Annotated in this window: 19 protein-coding genes; 16 read left to right on the top strand and 3 right to left on the bottom strand. The window is 68.2% G+C overall.

Going from position 1 to position 18,527, the window contains the following annotated elements:
- Positions 1-61: 61 nt before the first annotated feature.
- From D103_RS0102105 to iscR, 10 genes are all read left to right on the top strand, one after another.
- Entirely contained in the window at positions 62-703 is a 642-nt protein-coding gene (locus tag D103_RS0102105) for a phosphoribosylanthranilate isomerase (protein ID WP_018875637.1), read from the top strand.
- The gene (trpB, locus tag D103_RS0102100; RefSeq protein WP_018875636.1) at positions 690-1,898 is read left to right on the top strand and encodes a tryptophan synthase subunit beta; all 1,209 of its coding nucleotides are present in this window, start codon (positions 690-692) and stop codon (positions 1,896-1,898) included. Before D103_RS0102105 ends, trpB begins: the two co-directional genes overlap by 14 nt.
- Entirely contained in the window at positions 1,895-2,728 is an 834-nt protein-coding gene (gene trpA, locus D103_RS0102095; protein WP_018875635.1) for a tryptophan synthase subunit alpha, read from the top strand. Before trpB ends, trpA begins: the two co-directional genes overlap by 4 nt.
- 36 nt (positions 2,729-2,764) lie before the next feature.
- A complete protein-coding gene (gene accD, locus D103_RS0102090) occupies positions 2,765-3,724 on the top strand; it encodes an acetyl-CoA carboxylase, carboxyltransferase subunit beta (RefSeq protein WP_018875634.1) in 960 nt (319 codons plus the stop codon).
- 8 nt (positions 3,725-3,732) lie between these two features.
- Positions 3,733-5,070 carry a bifunctional tetrahydrofolate synthase/dihydrofolate synthase gene (gene folC / locus D103_RS0102085; RefSeq protein ID WP_018875633.1) on the top strand — a complete coding sequence of 446 codons (1,338 nt, stop codon included), beginning with the start codon at positions 3,733-3,735 and terminating at the stop codon, positions 5,068-5,070.
- A gap of 117 nt (positions 5,071-5,187) precedes the next feature.
- Positions 5,188-5,769: an SPOR domain-containing protein gene (locus D103_RS0102080; protein ID WP_018867053.1), complete on the top strand. Its 582-nt coding sequence runs from the start codon at positions 5,188-5,190 to the stop codon at positions 5,767-5,769.
- A gap of 79 nt (positions 5,770-5,848) precedes the next feature.
- Positions 5,849-6,400 carry a CvpA family protein gene (locus D103_RS0102075; protein WP_018867052.1) on the top strand — a complete coding sequence of 184 codons (552 nt, stop codon included), beginning with the start codon at positions 5,849-5,851 and terminating at the stop codon, positions 6,398-6,400.
- Positions 6,401-6,694: 294 nt separating this feature from the next.
- Entirely contained in the window at positions 6,695-8,203 is a 1,509-nt protein-coding gene (gene purF / locus D103_RS0102070; RefSeq protein WP_018867051.1) for an amidophosphoribosyltransferase, read from the top strand.
- A gap of 13 nt (positions 8,204-8,216) precedes the next feature.
- Positions 8,217-8,792, top strand: coding sequence for a L,D-transpeptidase (locus D103_RS0102065; protein WP_018875632.1), 576 nt, complete (start codon positions 8,217-8,219; stop codon positions 8,790-8,792).
- Positions 8,793-9,132: 340 nt separating this feature from the next.
- The gene (gene iscR, locus D103_RS0102060; RefSeq protein ID WP_018145846.1) at positions 9,133-9,612 is read left to right on the top strand and encodes a Fe-S cluster assembly transcriptional regulator IscR; all 480 of its coding nucleotides are present in this window, start codon (positions 9,133-9,135) and stop codon (positions 9,610-9,612) included.
- A gap of 117 nt (positions 9,613-9,729) precedes the next feature.
- Here the strand turns inward: iscR and D103_RS0102055 are convergent, their stop codons facing one another.
- From D103_RS0102055 to D103_RS0102045, 3 genes are read right to left on the bottom strand one after another with little or no spacing between them, the layout of a single operon-like run.
- A complete protein-coding gene (locus tag D103_RS0102055; RefSeq protein WP_018875631.1) occupies positions 9,730-11,784 on the bottom strand; it encodes a DUF3488 and transglutaminase-like domain-containing protein in 2,055 nt (684 codons plus the stop codon).
- Entirely contained in the window at positions 11,781-12,758 is a 978-nt protein-coding gene (locus tag D103_RS0102050; RefSeq protein ID WP_018875630.1) for a DUF58 domain-containing protein, read from the bottom strand. Before D103_RS0102050 ends, D103_RS0102055 begins: the two co-directional genes overlap by 4 nt.
- A 26-nt stretch (positions 12,759-12,784) precedes the next feature.
- Positions 12,785-13,723 (bottom strand): MoxR family ATPase, encoded by a 939-nt coding sequence (locus D103_RS0102045; RefSeq protein WP_018875629.1) that lies wholly within the window; start codon positions 13,721-13,723, stop codon positions 12,785-12,787.
- Positions 13,724-13,836: 113 nt separating this feature from the next.
- Between D103_RS0102045 and D103_RS0102040 the strand changes: the two genes are divergently transcribed.
- From D103_RS0102040 to tadA, 6 genes are read left to right on the top strand one after another with little or no spacing between them, the layout of a single operon-like run.
- A complete protein-coding gene (locus D103_RS0102040) occupies positions 13,837-14,988 on the top strand; it encodes an MlaE family lipid ABC transporter permease subunit (protein WP_018875628.1) in 1,152 nt (383 codons plus the stop codon).
- An 18-nt stretch (positions 14,989-15,006) separates the two neighbouring features.
- Positions 15,007-15,795, top strand: a complete 789-nt coding sequence (locus tag D103_RS0102035) for an ABC transporter ATP-binding protein (RefSeq protein ID WP_018875627.1) — start codon at positions 15,007-15,009, stop codon at positions 15,793-15,795.
- On the top strand, positions 15,792-16,805 hold the full coding sequence (locus D103_RS0102030; protein ID WP_018875626.1) for an MlaD family protein: 1,014 nt from the start codon (positions 15,792-15,794) through the stop codon (positions 16,803-16,805). The genes D103_RS0102035 and D103_RS0102030 overlap by 4 nt, the downstream gene beginning before the upstream one ends.
- 4 nt (positions 16,806-16,809) lie before the next feature.
- On the top strand, positions 16,810-17,481 hold the full coding sequence (locus tag D103_RS0102025; RefSeq protein ID WP_018875625.1) for a membrane integrity-associated transporter subunit PqiC: 672 nt from the start codon (positions 16,810-16,812) through the stop codon (positions 17,479-17,481).
- The gene (locus D103_RS0102020; RefSeq protein WP_018875624.1) at positions 17,478-17,987 is read left to right on the top strand and encodes a glutathione peroxidase; all 510 of its coding nucleotides are present in this window, start codon (positions 17,478-17,480) and stop codon (positions 17,985-17,987) included. The genes D103_RS0102025 and D103_RS0102020 overlap by 4 nt, the downstream gene beginning before the upstream one ends.
- Positions 17,977-18,477 (top strand): tRNA adenosine(34) deaminase TadA, encoded by a 501-nt coding sequence (tadA, locus tag D103_RS0102015; protein ID WP_018875623.1) that lies wholly within the window; start codon positions 17,977-17,979, stop codon positions 18,475-18,477. Before D103_RS0102020 ends, tadA begins: the two co-directional genes overlap by 11 nt.
- Positions 18,478-18,527 lie beyond the last annotated feature (50 nt).

Here is an 18,527-nt window from a genome sequence, read left to right as displayed (position 1 = left end):
AAAGCCGGGCCTGCGCCCGGGTTCTGGTAGGCTTGCGACTGCGTTTTTCGGGATGGCGGGCATGCGCTACAGGGTCAAGATCTGCGGAATCACCACGGTGGAGCAGGCGCTTGCCGCGGCTCGGGCCGGGGCGGATGCGATCGGGCTGGTGTTTCACGCCCCGAGCCGGCGGGCCGTGGAGCCGGCGCAGGCGGCGGCGATTGCGGCCGCGCTGCCGCCGTTCGTGACTACGGTGGGGTTGTTCGTGGACCCCGAGCCTGCGCGTGTGGAACAGGTCCTGCGGACGGCAGGACTGGACTGCCTGCAGTTTCACGGGCACGAGAGCGCGACGGCCTGCGCGCGTTTCGGGCGGCCCTACCTGAAGGCGATCGCGATGGGGGACGGGGACGATCCGCGCTCGGCAATGGACGCGCATCCCGATGCCCAGGGGTTTCTCCTGGACAGCCACGGTGGCGGGCGCAGCGGCGGCTCGGGGCATCGCTTCGACTGGCAGCGTGTGCCCGATGCCCTGGAACGGCCGTGGCTGCTGGCCGGGGGACTGGATGCAGACTCGGTGCGGGAGGCGCTGGAACACCTGCGCCCGTACGGGGTCGATGTGAGTTCCGGGGTGGAATCCGCGCCCGGGGTCAAGGATGCACGGCGCATGCGGGCCTTCGTGCGGGCCGTGCGCCAATGCGAGGTGGAGACTGATGAACAAGATTGACTGGGCGGCATTCCCGGATGCCCGCGGGCATTTCGGTCCGTATGGCGGGCGCTTCGTGTCCGAGACACTGATGGGCGCGCTCGATGAACTGCAGCAGGTGTATGAGCGCTACATCGGGGATCCCGAGTTCATGGCGGAACTGGACCACGACCTGAAGCAGTTCGTCGGACGGCCGAACCCGCTGTATCACGCCGAGCGCCTGTCGCGGGAGCTCGGCGGCGCGCAGATCTACCTGAAGCGCGAGGACCTGAACCACACCGGTGCGCACAAGGTGAACAACACCATCGGGCAGGCGCTGCTGGCGAAGAAGCTGGGCAAGAAGCGGATCATTGCCGAGACCGGCGCCGGTCAGCACGGAGTGGCGACCGCGACCGTGGCCGCGCGTCTGGGGCTGGAATGCGTGATCTACATGGGCGAGGAGGATACCCGGCGGCAGTCCCAGAACGTCTATCGCATGCGCCTGCTGGGCGCCGAGGTGGTGGGGGTCAAATCCGGCACGCGCACGCTGAAGGATGCCCTGAACGAGGCGATGCGTGACTGGGTGACCAACGTCGACGACACCTTCTACATCATCGGCACGGTGGCGGGCCCGCACCCCTACCCGGCGATGGTGCGCGACTTTCAGGCGGTGATCGGCCGCGAGGCGCGCGAGCAGCACCTGGCAATGACCGGCAAGCTGCCGGATACCCTGGTGGCCTGCGTGGGCGGGGGATCCAATGCGATCGGGCTGTTCCATCCGTTCCTGGGCGATGAGTCGGTGGCGATGATCGGGGTTGAGGCCGGCGGGGACGGGGTCGAGACGGGCCGGCATTCCGCGCCATTGTGCGCGGGCCAGCCGGGCGTGCTGCATGGCAACCGGACCTATCTGATGGAGGACGAGAACGGCCAGATCATCGGCACGCATTCGGTCTCGGCGGGGCTCGACTACCCGGGCGTGGGGCCGGAGCATGCGTGGCTCAAGGACATCGGCCGGGTCGATTACGTGTCGGTGACCGATGATCAGGCCCTGGCCGGGTTCCACCGCCTGACCCGCACCGAGGGGATCATCCCGGCGCTGGAGACCAGTCACGCGATTGCCCATGTGCTGGACCTGGCCCCCGAGATGCGCCCGGACCAGAGCATCATCATCAATCTGTCCGGGCGCGGCGACAAGGACCTGAACACCGTGGCCGAACGCGAGGGGATTACGCTATGAGCCGAATCGAGCAGCGCTTTGCTGAACTGCGCGAACAGAATCGCGCCGCGTTGATTCCCTATGTGACGGCCGGCGACCCGGAGCCGGGCGCGACCGTGCCCCTGATGCACGCGCTGGTGGAGGCCGGGGCCGACCTGATCGAGCTGGGGGTGCCGTTCTCGGATCCGATGGCCGATGGCCCGGTGATCCAGAAGGCCTGCGAACGCGCGCTGCGCTTCGGCACCGGCTTGCGCGACGTGCTGGCGATGGTGGCCGAGTTTCGCAAGTCCGACACCACCACGCCCGTGGTGCTGATGGGCTATCTGAACCCGGTGGAACGCATGGGTTACGACGCCTTTGCCGAGACCGCACAGGCGGCCGGGCTCGATGGGCTGCTGACGGTGGACCTTCCGCCGGAGGAAAGCGAGGACGTGGTCGGGTTGCTGGAACAGTCCGGGATCGATCCGATCTTCCTGATCGCGCCGACCACCTCGGAGACGCGTATCGACCATGTGGCGCGGGCCGCCCGCGGCTTCGTGTACTACGTGTCCCTGAAGGGCGTGACCGGCTCGCAGAGCCTGGATGTCTCGGCCCTGTCCGCGCGTCTGGACGGTCTGCGACGGCACACCGGGCTGCCGCTGGGGGTGGGCTTCGGCATCCGCGATGCCGAGACCGCCGCACAGGTGGCGCGGGTCGCCGATGCCGTGGTGGTGGGCAGCGCGATCGTGCGCCTGGCCGAGGAGCACGACGGGGACGGCGACGGTTTCGCCCGGGCCGCGGCGGCCGTGGTCCGGGAGATGCGCAGTGCCATGGATGCAGCGCGCTCCCCGGGCGCGCCGGCCACGGTGTAGAATGCGCGGCGCCGATTCGGACGACGGGGAGACGGCATGAGCTGGTTCGAGAAGTTGATGCCTTCGCGCATCCGCACCGACAACGCGACCAAGCGCGGGGTCCCGGAGGGCCTGTGGGTCCGCTGCGAGGGCTGTGACGCGACGCTGTACCGCCCCGAGGTGGAGCGCAATCTCGACGTCTGCCCGAAGTGCGGCCATCACCGCCGGATGAGCGCCCGTCGGCGGCTCGAGACCTTCCTGGATACCGAGGGCCGCGAGGAGATCGCGGCCGATATCGAATCCTCGGATGTGCTGAAATTCCGCGATTCCAAGAAGTACAAGGATCGCCTGGTGGCCGCCCAGAAGGCCACCGGCGAGCGTGACGCCCTGGTGGTCATGCAGGGGCAGTTGCTGGGCCGCCCGCTGGTGGCCTCCGCCTTCGATTTCCGCTTCATGGGGGGCTCCATGGGCTCCGCGGTGGGCGAGCGCTTCGTGCGCGGGGCCAATCGCTCCCTGGAGCAGGGCATCCCGCTGGTGTGCTTCAGCGCCTCTGGCGGGGCGCGTATGCAGGAGGCGCTGTTCTCGTTGCTGCAGATGGCCAAGACCAGTGCGGTGCTGGCGCGCCTGCAGGAAGAGCGCATCCCGTTCATCTCGGTGATGACGGATCCGACCATGGGCGGCGTCTCGGCCAGCCTGGCGATGCTGGGCGATCTCAACGTGGCCGAGCCGAACGCGCTGATCGGCTTTGCCGGACCGCGCGTGATCCAGCAGACCGTGCGCGAGACCCTGCCGGAAGGTTTTCAGCGATCGGAGTTCCTGTTGGAGCACGGTGCGATCGACATGATCGTGGACCGCCGCGACATGCGCAGCCGTCTGGCGACGGTGCTGGGCATGCTGACTCATGCCCCGGTGCCCGGGTCCGATGCGGGTGAGGAGGATGCCGAGGGGGCCGTCGAGGTGATCAGCCCCGAGAACGGGGCGGATGTCGAACGCGTCGACCCGCCGCGTTCCTCCTGAGGCGGCCGATGCGTTTCGCGACCCTGGCGGAGTGGCTCTCCTTCCAGGAACAGCTCCACCCCGTGGGTATGGACCTGACACTCGAGCGCATTGCGCTGGTGGCTGACCGCCTCGGCCTGCGGGATACCGATGGGCCGCGCACGGTGATCGTGGCCGGCACCAATGGCAAGGGCACGGTCGCCACGCGTACCGCGGCCCTGCTGCAGGCCCAGGGCCTGAAGGTCGGCCTGTTCACCTCTCCGCACCTGCTGCGCTACAACGAACGCATCCGCATCGACGGTTACCCCCTCTCCGACAGCGCCCTGTGCCGGGCGTTCGAGGCCGTCGACCAGGCCCGTGGCGATGATTCCCTGACCTATTTCGAGTTTGGCGCGCTGGCGGCGGCCTGGCTGTTCCGTGATGCCGGGGTCGCCGTGCAGGTACTGGAGGTCGGACTGGGCGGGCGCCTGGATGCGGTCAATATCTGGGATGCCGATGTCGCCGCGATCACTGCGGTGGACCTGGATCATCAGACCTGGCTGGGTGACAGCCGCGAGGCGATCGGGCGCGAGAAGGCCGGCGTGATGCGCGCCGGACGGCCGGTGGTGCTGGGCGAACCGGAGCCGCCCGCCAGCGTGCTGGCGCATGCCGACCACCTGGGGGCGCGGGCCGTTCGCAGCGGGCGTGACTTCACCCTGACGCGGTCCGGGGCGGCGCTGCAGTGGGTCTGGCAGGGGCAGTCTCGCGAATGGCGGCTCGCGGGCGTGGGCGCCCGGATCGACGGGGCGGCATTGCTGAACACGGCCACCGCGCTGGCGGTGGTCGAGAGCCTGGGACGGGGCGCGGGCCTGACCGAAGCCGTGGTCCGCCAGGCGCTGGAGATCTCGGCGCCGGGCCGCCTGCAACGGCTACGGGGCACGCCGGAATGGCTGCTGGACGTGGCCCATAACCTCCATGCGGTTGGGGAACTGGCGCGCTGGCTGGAGGCACACCCGGTCGATGGCCCGGTGGTCGCGCTCGTGGCGGTGATGGCGGACAAGGAGCGGACGGCCATGTGGCCCCTGCTGGAAGGCCTTGTCGATGCCTGGGTCCCGGTGCCGCTGGATCTGCCGCGGGCGTTGCCGGCTGGCTTGCTCGCCGACGAGCTGGAAGCGGCCGGGCAGGGGCCGGTATGTCGCGTGAGCGGCGTCGATGGTGCGCTCAGCGAGGCCGCGCGCCGCGCCGGGCCACGGGGCAGGGTGGTGGTGTTCGGATCCTTCCACACCGTGGCGGCCGTCCTGGAACACGCGCCGGCGCTGGCCCCGGCGGCGTTGTCCGGTCGGGTGGAGCCTGACTGGCCGGATGGCGAGGCCGTGCATGCGGTCTGAAGGCCATGTCGCCATCTGGCATCGGCTTGCGACGGCAGCGCCAGCGGGCGTACTGTCATTGGTTCGTGATGTTCCCCGGATTCCCGTATTTTCCAGCCCCCGCCGTCGGATGAGCGCATGACCCGCGACAACCCCATTCGTTTTCGCCTGGTGGGCGCGGTCATCCTGATCGTGCTGGCGGTGATCTTTCTGCCCTGGCTTTTCGACGGGGCCGGTTACGAATACATGAGCGGGATCGAGGACCCGGTGCCGCCGGCACCGACGTTTGCCGAACCGGACATCGCCCTGCCGTCGGAGCGGCCGACGCCGCGTCGGGACGTGGCCCCGGCCGCCCCGACGGGGGAACGCGAGGGACCGGTGGCGGAACTGCACAGCCTGGAGAACGGCGGAGAAGCCCGCGAGGATGCTGCGGAGCCACAATCGTCAGACGCGCGCCGCCTGGCGGAAGCGGACGAGCCGGTGCAGGCGGGCTGGGCGGTCCAGGTCGGGAGTTTCCGCGACGAGGACAACGCACGCGAACAGTCCGCCCGCCTGCGCGAGGCCGGCTGGCCGGCGTTTATCGATGACTCCACCGCGGATGGGCGTCCGATTTACCGCGTGAAAGTTGGGCCGCTGGCGCAGCGCGAGGATGCGGTCACCCTGGGGGAACGCCTGCAGGACGAGCTGGAGCTCTCCGGCATCGTGGTGGCCCACCCCTGATGTCTATTCCAGGGCGTCCCTGCGAGGAACGGATGGCTGCGGTAAACTACGCGCCCTTTGAGCACGTGACGCCGGCCCCGTGAACTGGATCGACCTCGTCATCATCGCCCTGATCGTCGTATCCGGGCTGATCAGCCTTTTTCGCGGCTTCGTGCGCGAGTCGTTCTCGCTTGCCACGTGGATCATCGGGGTGTGGCTGGGCATCCGCTATGCGGCGGAGGTCGCGGAGCAATTGCCGCAGGCGGTCTCCGACGCGACGCTGCGCCTGGGCATTGGTTTCGCACTGATCTTTATTGCCGTCCTGATCGTGGGCGGCATCCTCGGTGTGCTGGCGAATCGGCTGGTCAAGGGAAGCGGCCTGACCGGTACCGACCGCTCGCTGGGCGTGATCTTTGGCCTGCTGCGCGGGGTGCTGCTGGTGGCGGTCCTCGTCTTCCTGGCCTCGTTGACGCTGATGCCGGACGAACCCTGGTGGGAGAACAGCCGCCTGATCCCCGAGTTCGAACGCGTGGTGGACTGGCTGATCGCCCAGTTGCCGGAAGGCTGGCAGGAGCAGATCCATGACCTGCTGGCGAGCGACGAACCGGTCGAAGAAGTGATCCCCGACGGTAAACAGGGAAACACTGAGTAATGGACACGCTCGCGTTGGCACCCCAGGTTTTCCGAGACAAGGCGCGGTGCGCAGCCGGTAGTGGTTCTACCGGCAAGTGCCGCAACGCAGGATCGGGGAACCTGGGGTGCCAACCCCACAAATCATTCAATGCAGGGGCTCGGCCGCTTTTGTGCGCGCACAGCGTTGCGGCTCCCTTGTGCAGAATGACTGCACGGCAGTCACCGCGCCTTGTTCGCACGCAAAAGCGACTCGAGCGCGAGCGTGTCCATTACTCAGTGTTTCCCTAGCCGTAGACCTGGAGCCAGTAGCCGTATGTGTGGAGTTGTCGGAATCGTCGGGCGCAGCCCGGTGAACCAGCCCCTTTATGATGCCCTTCTGGTGCTGCAGCACCGCGGGCAGGACGCCGCAGGCATCGTGACCTGTGATGATGACGGCCGCCTGCACCTGCGCAAGGACAACGGGCTGGTCCGCGACGTCTTCAACAACCAGCACATGCAGAGCCTGACCGGGAACATGGGCATCGGGCATGTGCGGTATCCGACCGCGGGCTCGTCCAGTTCGGCCGAGGCGCAGCCGTTTTATGTGAACTCGCCGTTCGGGATCACGCTGGGGCACAACGGCAACCTGACCAACGCGCGCGAGCTGAAGCAGGCACTGTTCGCGACCGATCGTCGGCACATCAATACCGATTCGGACTCCGAGATCCTGCTGAATGTCTTTGCCCAGGAACTGCTGCGCTTCCTCGACAACGGGCTGACCCCGGATGCGGTGTTTGATGCGGTGGAGCGGGTGCACCAGCGCGCGGAGGGGGCCTATGCGGTGGTCGCGATGATCGCCGGGCGTGGCCTGCTGGCGTTTCGCGATCCGCACGGCATCCGGCCCATTGTCTACGGCTCGCGCGAGTCCGAGGAGGGCGGACGCGAATGGATGGTCGCCTCGGAAAGCGCGGCACTGGAGTCCCAGGGCTTCGATCTGGAGCGCGACCTGGCGCCGGGCGAGGCTGTGTTCATCACGCCGGAGGGCGAGGTCAGCACGCGGGTATGCGCCGCCGAGACCCGTCTGAATCCCTGCATCTTCGAGCATGTGTACTTCGCCCGCCCGGACTCGGTGATCGACAATGTGTTCGTGCACCGCGCGCGCATGCGCATGGGCACCGCTCTCGGCGAGAAGATCCGGCGCATCTGGCCGGACCATGACATTGACGTGATCGTGCCGATTCCGGACACGGGCCGCACTGTTGCGCTGGAGATGGCGCACGAGCTGAACATCAAGTACCGCGAGGGCTTCATCAAGAATCGCTATATCGGACGCACGTTCATCATGCCGGGCCAGACCAAGCGGCGGAAATCCGTGCGCCAGAAGCTGAACGCGATCTCGCTGGAGTTCCGGGGCAAGAACGTGATGCTGGTGGACGACTCGATCGTGCGTGGCACCACGTCGCGCGAGATCGTGATGATGGCCCGCGAGGCGGGTGCGAAGAAGGTCTATTTCGCCTCGGCCGCGCCACCGGTGCGCTATCCCAATGTGTACGGGATCGACATGCCGGCGGCCGAGGAACTGATCGCCCACGGCCGCGACGAAGAGCAGGTGTGCGAGGCGATCGCGGCCGACCGCCTGATCTACCAGGACCTGGAGGATCTGCAAAAGGCCGTGCGCCGGGGAAACCGGAATATCGAGGCGTTCGATTGCTCGGTGTTTACCGGGGAGTACGTGACCGGGTTGCCCCCGGACTATCTGGAGCACCTGGCGGCCCTGCGCGGCGACGGACTGGTGAACACGCCGGTGGCGGGCGAGGTGCTGGATCTCGCCAACAAGAAGTAGACGCGAGGTGCTTGTGCCGAGTCTCCGCTGGATCGAACCCGTGGTACGGGATGCCCGGGAACGGGCCCCGGATGCCGGCAATGTGCCCGTCGTGGTGGTGCGGGTGGACCAGCAACGCCTCTACGTCTGGGACGGCGACCGGGTCACCGACATCTTCGACGTGTCCACGTCCGCGCGCGGGGTCGGTTTCGAGGAGGGAACCTACACCACACCGCTGGGGCTGCATCGGATCGCCGAGCGCTTCGGCGAGGGCGCACCGCGCGGGACGATCTTCCGGGCCCGGGGCAACACCGGCCAGATCGCCGATATCCTGACCGAGCCGGGTGCCCGCAGCCCGCGCGACAACATCACTTCGCGCATCCTGTGGCTGGAGGGCCTGGAGCCGGGGATCAACCGGGGCGGCAACGTCGATTCGCTGCGCCGATACATCTACATCCATGGCACCGACGAGGAGGGGCGCATTGGCGAGCCGGCCTCGGAAGGCTGTGTGCGCATGCGCAACGACGAAGTGATCGAATTGTTCCCTCGTCTGCCCACGGGGACGCTGGTCATGATCCTGGACGGCCCCGAGGTTCCTCGCCTCGGGTAGAACCTTAGCGGCGCGCCGGTGCGTCCCCGTGCAGGTCTGTCCTGTACTGGCCTGCGGCACCCCTCTGCGCAACCCCGCCGCGTCGGGTTAACCCGTGTATGTTCGTCCCCGGCATCCTCCCCGGGAACTCCCGCGCCCCGGGGGGTTCTGAATACCTACGTTAGCATTCCGTGATCTTTGTTCATTCGCCTGCTAGAATAAGGGAATTATTCCCGACTGTTGCTGTCAGGTAAGACGGGAATTATTCTTGACGAACACGGTCAGGAATTAAGAACGGATGCAAGCCTGCGAACGGATGTCGAGCAGGACACATACTCAAGGTTATTCGGAGGCAGAAATCATGAAACTCTCAACCAAGGGCCGCTACGCGGTGACGGCCATGATGGATCTGGCGATTCACGACCGGATCGGGCCCGTGACGCTTGCCGACATCTCGCAGTGCCAGGGCATTTCGCTGTCCTATCTGGAACAGCTGTTCGCCAAGCTGCGCAAGGCCGACCTGGTGGAAGGTGTGCGTGGCCCGGGCGGTGGGTATCGCCTGGCCAAGCGTGCCGACCAGATCAGCATCGCGAATATCATTACCGCGGTGGACGAATCAGTGGATGTCACCCGCTGCAAGGGTCACAAGGACTGCCAGGACGGCGACCGCTGCCTGACCCACGAGCTGTGGGATGATCTGAGCCAGCAACTGTACGATTTCCTGGACGGGATTACCCTGGCGCAGTTCGCCAATCGTCCGGAGGTGCAGAAGGTGGCACGTCGCCAGGACGAGCGCCGCGGTGCCCGGCACCACTTCATCTTCCGCAACGACGCGGCATAACGCGCCACGCGGAGCGACCCGGTGAAACGGGTCGCGAACGGCCAACGGGGCTGACCGGTCCAACTGCACCGGTCGGCCCCGTTTTTTTGGCGCCCCCCTTGGGAGTGAGCGCGACGGTTATGCGTGCTCCCGGGCTGGCGGCGCGGCGGGCTTTCCGCGTGAAACCTGTCGCAGCAGGTCACGCAGGTGATCAAGTTGGTCCTTGCGCTGCTCCGGGGTCAGCGGCGCGAAGCGCTGGCGGTTGTAGACGCGGGCGAAGGTTGTCAGCGGTTGCGCGAGGTCCGGACGCGCCCGGCCGACGCGCCGGGTCCACGCATCCACCGGTTCGTGAGCCTGGCGCGCCAGGCTGCGGTCATGCCGTGCGATACGGTCGGATAGCCTTTGCAGCAGGCGATCGGCTGGGGAGCGCCGCTGGCGCGGTCGGCGCAGCCAGATCCAGACAAAGGCGATCAGCGCCAGGCTGCCGAATCCGACGCCCAGTGCGATCAGGACCGAGCGCCAGTCCCGCGGATCCAGTCCGAGGCGGGCGAAGAGCTCGCGCTGGCGCTCTGGGTCGAACGCCAGCACCCAGCTCTCCCAGCGAAAGCGCACGAAATCGCCCCAGTCCTCGAGACCGAAGCGCGCCCGCTGCAGCCACGACAGTCCCTCTCCGCGCAGGAGAAAGCCCGGTATTTCCTCCCCGGTGTCGCGGGCGAGGCCGGTCAGCCCCTGCTCGATCCGCTCGGGCGCGATGGCGGCGGTGGGGTCCACGCGTACCCAGCCTTCGCCATCCAGCCACACCTCGTTCCAGGCATGCGCGTCGGCATTGCGCAGGCGCAGGTATTCCCCGCGCGTTTGCCAGGCACCCCCCTGATACCCCGTGACGACGCGGGTGGGGATGCCGGCCGCCCGCATCAGCACGGCGAATGCGGAGGCGTAGTGCTCGCAGTAGCCGGCCTGGGTCTCGAACAGGAACTGGTCGGTGGTGTCGTCCTGCAGGCGTGGGGGCTGGAGGGTGTAGCGATAGGGTTCGCCGGCGAAGCGGCGTAGCGCCTCCTGGATGATCGCGCGGTCGTCGTCGCCGTGGGTCGCGCGCCACAGCGCGACCTCGGCACGCGAGCGGGGCGCGGCCGAGGGGGGCAGATGCAGGGCGCGGGCGCGTTCCTGCGGATCCAGTGAAGTCTCGCCGGCACCGGGCGGGGTGACCAGATCGGCCCCGGCGCTGTACTGGATGCGGCTGGTGATACGGCGATCGCGCAGGACCTGGTGGTTCGCGCGCAGTTCGGCGTCCTCCGGCAGGGCGACGGGGTAGTCCAGCACCGGGAGATAGCGGGCGCGGGTCGGCTCGAGGGTGGCGGTATAGCGGGTGACACGGTCGTCGTCATCCGGTGCGGGGGCCTCGATCACGGACCGGTTTTCGTCGGCGGACCAGCGCCGACCGTCGAAATCCGTCATCACCAGGGCGCGCCAGTACTGCGCGCGCGGAGGGGGCACCGCGTCGGTGAATTCGACCCGCAGGGCGGTGGAGTCGTCCTGCAGCAGACTGGCGATGTCACCGGGATTGAGCTCGCCGGACAACCCGGTGCGGGCGCTCTCCTCGCGCTGCGGGTCTCCCCAGAGCGGACCTTCCACGCGCGGGAAGACGAAGAACAGGATCAGCATGAAGGGCAGGGCATGCAGCAGCATGGTCCCGGCCTGTCGCGCCAGTTGCCGGCGCGGGAGCGGACGCCCGGCGTGGACCTGGATCAGCGCGGCGGTGAGCAGGGCGGTCGCCAGGAGCGAGTAGCCGGCGATCAGGATGGACTGATCGAAGAAATAGGTGGTGACGACCACAAAATAGCCGAGGAACAGGGCGATCACGATGTCGCGTCGGTTGCGGGTCTCCAGCAGCTTGAAGGCGATCATGACGAGCAGCAGGGCGGTGCCGGCCTCCTGGCCGAACACGGTGCCGAACTGGGCAAAGGTCAGTCCGCCGGCGATCAGGGCCAGCAGGCTCATGGCGGCCAGCGAGGGGGCAGCGCGTCCGGTGGCCAGCAGCCACGCCCGGGTGGCGATCGCGAGCACCACCAGCGCGGTGATCCACAGGGGCTGATGCCAGACGTGCGGCAGGGCGGCCACCGGCAACGCGACCAGGGCCAGGTCCAGGCCGCGCAGCTCGGCCCGCGGGTCCGCCGGGGTGGGCGCGGGTGTCATGAGCGGGGCTCCGGGTCGAGTTCGATGGGCTCGGTCCGAAACCCGGCAAGCGCCCGGAGGCAGGAATCCCGGTGGCTGACACCCTGGCCCGGTTCCAGGGTCTGGTCGGGGAGACGCAGGCCGAAGAAACGACCCTCGGCATGGGCCGCCAGCACCTGATGGCACAGCATGGACAGGCGTGTCTCGGTATCCGGGGCGGGCATCGCGTCCCACTCCAGCCACAGGCGATCGCCCTGGCCACTGGCGGCCTCGCGCACGTGGAGTTTGCCGCTGCGGGCAAAGGCCTTCCAGATGATGCGTCCGGTAGGGTCCCCGGGTCGGTAGGGGCGAATCTGGTCCGGGGCATCCCCCGCGTGGCCGGTGGAGGCGGGCGCCTCGTCTTCTCCGGTCCCGCCGAGTGTGGCGCCCGGGTCGATGGGGTCCGGATAGACCACGATCTCCGGGGTCAGCGTCAGCCAGGTCCAGGCCTCGAGGATGCCCAGCGGGTAGCGGGTGTCGAGCCGCTGGCGCGGCAGACGGTAGAGCCCTCGCGGCTGACCGGACAGTTCCAGGCGGGCGGTTTCGGCGCCCCGGCCCGGTACCGGAAACGGGCCCGTCGCCCGGTTGCCGACACGCAGCACCAGAGCCTCGCGGGCGCGCCCGTCTGTCTCGCTCAGGCGCAGCGGGATACCGAGTGGCTGGCCGGCAAAGACCGGCGGCACGGGCAGGGTGGCCACCTGCAGGCCGAGCAGGTTGCGGTGGGTGTACCACATGGCGTTGTGGCCGATGCCGACCAGCAGGAAGGTCAGCAGGAACGCCATGTTGTTGGAGTAGTTGATCGAACCCAGGAGCATCACCAGGAGGATCCCGAGCAGGGTGTAGCCGGCCCGCGTGGGCAGGATGTAGATGCGGTCTCGGCCCAGGCGGGCCGCCTGGCCGTCGTGCGCGTGGCGGCGGGTGATCCAGCGGATCGCGTCGTCCCGCACTCGCGCCATGCGGCCTCGCGCGCGGGGAGAACGGGTCATGGAGTCGGGACGCATTCCATCAGGCGTGCGACCGTGCGTTCGGGGCTCTGCGGCTCGCGCGGCCGCAGGCGGTGGCCGGCGACCGAGGGCAGTACACGGACGACGTCGTCGGGCGTGGTGTAGTCGCGGCCGTCGAGAAAGGCATGGGCCCGGGCCGCGCGCAGGAGTCCCAGCCCGGCGCGGGGCGACAGCCCGTGGGCGAAGCGGGCCCGATCGCGGCTTGCACTCAACAGGCCCTGCAGGTAATCGAGGACTGCGGCATCCGCGTGGACGCCGGCCACCTGGTCCTGCCATTCGCGCAGCTGATGCGGGGCCGCCAGGCTGGGGGGTGTCGGGTGGGTCTCGGCGACCGGCGCGGCCGTCGGGGCCGGGCCGCTGCGCTCGAGCAGGGCGCGTTCGGCTCCGGCATCCGGGTAGCCCAGCTGGATGCGCATCAGGAAGCGGTCGAGCTGGGACTCCGGCAGCGGGTGCGTGCCGACCTGCTCCTCCGGGTTCTGGGTGGCGATCACGAAGAACGGCACCGGCAAGGCGCGGGTCGCGCCCTCGACACTGGCCTGGCGCTCCTCCATGGCCTCCAGCAATGCGCTTTGCGTCTTGGGAGGCGCACGGTTGATCTCGTCCGCCAGGAGCACCTGGGTGAAGACGGGGCCGGGATGGAAGCGAAACTCGCCGCTCCCCTGTTCGAAGATGGAGACGCCCAGGACGTCGCCGGGCAACAGGTCGCTGGTGAACTGTACCCGCTGGTAGTCGAGGGCCATCGCCCGGGCAAGGGCGTGGGCCAGAGTGGTCTTGCCGACACCGGGCTGATCCTCGATCAGCAGGTGCCCGTTGGCCAGCAGACAGGCCAGGGCCAGTCGCACCGGCTCGGGTTTGCCGAGGAGCACTTCGTTGAGTGCGTGTTCAATCTGTTGCAGGGCTTCCTGAGCCGATGGCATGCGAGCCTCGTGATTGGTGATGGCGGACAGGCCTTGGAATGTTCCGGGTGGGCGAATGGTTCCCGGGGCCGTGTTGCGGCTACCATGGCCGCACGTTCTACGCGAGTTGCGCGATGGATTCCACGGCCGCCGGTGGGCGACAGTCGTTTGAATATGATGCCACAGCCGACCCGGCGCCCCGCCTGCGCCTGACCGGGCGGCTGGATGTGCATGCGGTGGAACGTCACTGGGGCACACTGCGGCGGCGTGTGCGCGATCTGGCGCAGCAGGCGGGGGCGCAGGATGTGGTCGTCGATATGGAGGGCGTCGAGTACTGCGATGGCGCGGGGGCCGCACTGCTGCATGCGCTGGAGCTGGACCTCGGGAGGGCAGGGGCCGAGGTCCGGTTCGAAGGGATGGGGTCGATGGTCCGGGACCAGCTGGCGCCATACCGCGAGCTGGAGACGGTCGAGCCGGCGCGGGCCGCCCGGGGCCGTGGCTGGTGGCCGGCGTTGCTGGACGGGGTCGACCGCGTGGGGCGCGCCGCCCACTCGCAGTTCACCTTCGTGGGCGAGCTGGCCCGGGCCATCGGCAGCTCTCTGCGGCGCCCGCGCCAGGTGCGCTGGGGCGACACCCTGCGCGTGGCGGAGGCCGCGGGCTTTCAGGCATTGCCCATTGTCTCGCTGATTGCATTCCTGCTGGGGGTGATCCTGGCGTTTCAGTCGGCGATCGCCATGCGCCAGTTCGGCGGCGAGATCTTTGTGGCGAACCTGGTGGCGGTTTCGCTGTTCCGCGAACTGGGGCCGTTGATGATGGCCATCCTGCTCGCCGGCCGTTCCGGGGCGGCATTCGCGGCCGAGATCGGGACCATGAAGGTGAACGAGGAGGTCAATGCCCTGAAGACGATGGGGCTGGATCCGGTGCACTTTCTCGTTTTGCCGAAGGTGCTGGCCGGTTTGCTGGTGGCGCCACTGCTGGCGCTGTACGCCAACATGATCGGGCTGATTGGTGGCGCGGTGGTGATGCAGGGCTTCGGCATCCCCTGGGTGGCGTACTTCAACCAGGTGACATCCGCATTGAGCCCGTCGGATCTGTTTTCCGGGCTGGTCAAGGCCGTGGTATTCGGCCTAGTGGTGGCCGGCGTGGGGTGCCTGCGCGGGCTGCAGACCGGGAGCGGGGCGGCCTCGGTGGGGCTGTCCACCACCAGCGCGGTGGTGACGTCGATCATCCTGATCGTGGTGCTGGACGGCGTGTTTGCCGTGCTGTTCTACCATCTCGGGGTCTGACGCATGAACCAGACGCACATGCACATGGCGGATCCTGAAGATCGCGACGTGGTGATCCGCGTCCGTGGTCTGACCATGGGCTTTGACGATCTGGTACTGATGCGTGATCTCAATTTCGACGTGCGTCGGGGCGAGATTTTCGTGATCCTGGGCGGCTCCGGAAGTGGCAAGAGCACGCTGCTCAAGCACATGATCGGGCTCTACCAGCCGCTGGCCGGGCATATCTGGGTGGCCGGCGCGGATATCGCCGAGGCCGACGAGGCGCAGCGGGAGGCGATCCTGCGGCGCGTGGGGGTGATGTACCAGATGGGCGCGCTGTTCGGCTCGATGACCTTGCTGGAGAATGTGCGCCTGCCGCTGGAGGTCCATACCGATCTGCCGCGCGAGGCGATGGACGCGATCGCGCGGGCGCGTCTGCAATTGGTGGGGCTGGGGGCGTTTGCCGATTTCATGCCCTCCGAGATCAGCGGGGGGATGCAGAAGCGGGCAGCGATCGCGCGGGCCATGGTGCTGGACCCGGAAGTGCTGTTTCTGGACGAGCCCTCGGCCGGGCTCGATCCGATTACCTCGGCCGATCTGGACCGGCTGATCCAGCGTCTGGCCCGCACCCTGGACATGACGATCGTGATCGTCAGTCACGAACTGGCCAGCATTTTTGCGATCGCCGACCGGGTGATTATGCTCGACAAGGAGAGTCAGGGGATTGCGGCCGAGGGCGACCCGGCCACCCTGCGCGATACATCGAACCACCCGTGGGTACAGCGTTTCCTGCGGCGGACGGATTCCGACGAGGAGAGGCCCGCATGAGTGCCCGACATCATTTCCGGCTGGGGCTGTTCATCCTCGGGGGGCTGGCCGCGCTGGTCGCGGCGCTGCTGATCCTGACGGCGGGCAATCTCCTGCGCCCGTCGATCCAGATCGAGACGTACATGGACGCGTCGATCCAGGGCCTGGAGGTGGGGGCGCCCGTGAAGTTCCGCGGGGTGACCATTGGCGAGGTGACCGACATGACGTTTACCTCGGTGGTGTACGAGGCGGATATCCCGCCGCGCGATCGCAAACGCTACGTGATGGTGCGGGCGCGGCTGTACCCGGATCGTTTTGCGGCCAGTGCGCAGGAGGGCGAGTTCCGCGTGGAGGTCTTCGAAAACCTGATCGATGCCGGGCTTCGGGTCCGCATGGCCGCTCAGGGAATCACTGGTATGAACTATCTCGAGGCGGACTTCTCGGACCCCGAGGCCCATCCGCCACTGGCACATGACTGGGACCCGGAGGGTATCTACATCCCGTCCGCACCAAGTACCGCCATGCAGTTTCTGGAGTATGCCGAGAACCTCCTCAAGCGTATCGACGAGCTGGACATCGAGGGTGTGGTGGACAACCTGACGAGCCTGCTGGTCACGGTGGAGACCACGATCCGGGACCTGGATACCGCCCGCCTGGCGGACCAGGCGGATCAAATGATCGAGGAGCTGCAGACAACAACCCGCACGGCCACCCGGGTGATGGAGTCGGTCGAGCGCCTGATCGAGCACCCGGATACCCAGGCATTGCCCAGCGAGACGCGGGCCGCGCTGCGGGAACTGCGCGAGACGGCCGAAGCGGCGGATGTCGGACGGCTGGTCGACCGGATGGATTCGATGGTCGAACGCCTCGATCGGGGCATGGATGTGAGCGAGGCCAAGCTGCTGGAAACCCTGGACGAATTGCAGGCCGCGATCGCCGGACTGCGCAGCCTGTCCGATGACGTACGCCGCAACCCGGGGGGCGCGCTGTTCGGTGCCCCGCCGCCCCGCAGCACCATGGACAAGGAGTAGATGGATGACCCGATGGAGCGTTGCCGCACTGCTGCTGATCGCCTGGACACTGGGCGGCTGCACGCTGATCCCCGAACGCGAGGCCGTTGACCGCTCGTGGTTCCTGCTGGAGTTGCCCGCCGAGCCGGCGCCGCGCATGGCCGGAGACGCCGAGCCCCTGGCGGTCGAACTGGGATCGGTGCGCGTGGCGCCGGCCTATTCTGGCAAGGGACTGGTCTACCGCCTGGGGGACCATCGCTACGAGTCGGACTACTACAACGAGTGGTTCCTGCGGCCGGCCGAGCAGTTCGAGCAGCTGCTGCGCGAACGCTGGACCCGCAACGGTACCGCCATCGAGCTGGTGGATAACGCGGCGGACGCCTGGGCCGAAGGGCGACCGGCGGTGCAGTTGCACATCCTCGTTACGGCGTTGTACGGCGATCTGGATGCCGCCAATCTGGAGGCACTGAGCGCTGTGGACACCGGTGAGGCCGTACAGGGCACGGGTCGCGTCGGACTGCGGGCCCAACTCCGCACGGACACGCAGGCGCGCCTGGTACACCTGGAGGCGGCCCACACGCTCGACCGGCGATCGGCCTCACGCCTGGTGGCCGCACTGTCGCAAGCCGCCGCCGACGTGCTGGCGGAACTGGAAGACGAAGCGCTGCGCGAGACCGGGCACGGGATGGACGAATGACCGATGTGTTCGATTTTTCCGCCCCGCTGCTCGACGGCGACGAGCAGCCGCTGGCCGCCTGGCGTGGGGATATCCTGCTGATCGTGAACGTGGCCAGCGAGTGCGGTTTCACGCCGCAGTACGAGGGTCTGCAGGCCCTGGCCGAACGCTATGGCGAACGGGGGTTCCGCGTGCTGGGCTTTCCGTGCAACCAGTTCGGAGGTCAGGAGCCGGGGGATGCCGGGCAGATCCGCGCCTGCGGCACGCGATTCGGGGTGTCGTTCCCGGTGTTCGCCAAGGTCGAGGTGAACGGTACCGAGGCCCATCCGCTGTTTCGACACCTCAAGGAACAGGCACCGGGGGCCCTGGGTACGCAGGGCATCAAGTGGAACTTCACCAAGTTCCTGGTCGGTCGCGACGGCCGGGTGATCCGGCGGTTTGCCCCGCAGAAGAAGCCGTCGGAGCTGGTCCAGGCGATCGAGGCGGCGCTGGACGAGCCGCCCCCGAGGCCCCCCAGTGCCGCGTAGCGTGGCGCCGGGCGAGACCGGCCCGGCGCCCGACGCGCCGGGAGCGGCGGACTACTGGATGGAGCGCGCCCTGTCCCTGGCGGATCGGGCGGCCGCAGTCGGCGAGGTCCCGGTCGGCGCGGTCCTGGTGGACGCCGATGGCACCTGTCTGGCCGCCTGCCACAATGCACCGATCGCGCTCCACGACCCGACGGCGCATGCCGAGATCCGGGCGCTGCGCGAAGCCGGCGAGCGCTTGCAGAACTATCGGCTGCCCGGCACCACCCTCTACGTGACCCTGGAGCCATGCAGCATGTGTGCCGGTGCCATGATCCACGCCCGGGTAGCCCACCTGGTATACGGCGCGCCCGATCCGCGAACCGGCGCCGCAGGGAGTGCGCTGGATCTGATCGAGCATCCGGCGCACAACCATCGGCTCGAGGTGACCGGCGGGATTCTCGGGGAGGAAGCCGCCGAGCAGCTGCGCCGCTTCTTTCGCGCCCGACGCTAGGAGCCTGTCGGCTGGTCTTTGGTCGGTACGGCCGTGCGGGCCGGGCCAGC

The organism is Thioalkalivibrio sp. ALE31 (assembly GCF_000377405.1).
GTDB lineage: Bacteria > Pseudomonadota > Gammaproteobacteria > Ectothiorhodospirales > Ectothiorhodospiraceae > Thioalkalivibrio.
The sequence above is the reverse complement of the archived record's forward strand: the minus strand, read 5'-3'. Positions and strand labels throughout refer to the sequence as shown.

What these genes read in the sequence shown, in the direction of transcription:
- D103_RS0102105 (WP_018875637.1), top strand. Translation starts at nt 62, where the DNA reads ATGCGCTACAGGGTCAAGATCTGCGGAATCACCACGGTGGAGCAGGCG.
- trpB (WP_018875636.1), top strand. Translation starts at nt 690, where the DNA reads ATGAACAAGATTGACTGGGCGGCATTCCCGGATGCCCGCGGGCATTTC.
- trpA (WP_018875635.1), top strand. Translation starts at nt 1,895, where the DNA reads ATGAGCCGAATCGAGCAGCGCTTTGCTGAACTGCGCGAACAGAATCGC.
- accD (WP_018875634.1), top strand. Translation starts at nt 2,765, where the DNA reads ATGAGCTGGTTCGAGAAGTTGATGCCTTCGCGCATCCGCACCGACAAC.
- folC (WP_018875633.1), top strand. Translation starts at nt 3,733, where the DNA reads ATGCGTTTCGCGACCCTGGCGGAGTGGCTCTCCTTCCAGGAACAGCTC.
- D103_RS0102080 (WP_018867053.1), top strand. Translation starts at nt 5,188, where the DNA reads ATGACCCGCGACAACCCCATTCGTTTTCGCCTGGTGGGCGCGGTCATC.
- purF (WP_018867051.1), top strand. Translation starts at nt 6,695, where the DNA reads ATGTGTGGAGTTGTCGGAATCGTCGGGCGCAGCCCGGTGAACCAGCCC.
- iscR (WP_018145846.1), top strand. Translation starts at nt 9,133, where the DNA reads ATGAAACTCTCAACCAAGGGCCGCTACGCGGTGACGGCCATGATGGAT.
- D103_RS0102055 (WP_018875631.1), bottom strand. Translation starts at nt 11,784, where the DNA reads ATGACACCCGCGCCCACCCCGGCGGACCCGCGGGCCGAGCTGCGCGGC.
- D103_RS0102050 (WP_018875630.1), bottom strand. Translation starts at nt 12,758, where the DNA reads ATGGCGCGAGTGCGGGACGACGCGATCCGCTGGATCACCCGCCGCCAC.
- D103_RS0102045 (WP_018875629.1), bottom strand. Translation starts at nt 13,723, where the DNA reads ATGCCATCGGCTCAGGAAGCCCTGCAACAGATTGAACACGCACTCAAC.
- D103_RS0102040 (WP_018875628.1), top strand. Translation starts at nt 13,837, where the DNA reads ATGGATTCCACGGCCGCCGGTGGGCGACAGTCGTTTGAATATGATGCC.
- D103_RS0102035 (WP_018875627.1), top strand. Translation starts at nt 15,007, where the DNA reads ATGCACATGGCGGATCCTGAAGATCGCGACGTGGTGATCCGCGTCCGT.
- D103_RS0102030 (WP_018875626.1), top strand. Translation starts at nt 15,792, where the DNA reads ATGAGTGCCCGACATCATTTCCGGCTGGGGCTGTTCATCCTCGGGGGG.
- D103_RS0102025 (WP_018875625.1), top strand. Translation starts at nt 16,810, where the DNA reads ATGACCCGATGGAGCGTTGCCGCACTGCTGCTGATCGCCTGGACACTG.
- D103_RS0102020 (WP_018875624.1), top strand. Translation starts at nt 17,478, where the DNA reads ATGACCGATGTGTTCGATTTTTCCGCCCCGCTGCTCGACGGCGACGAG.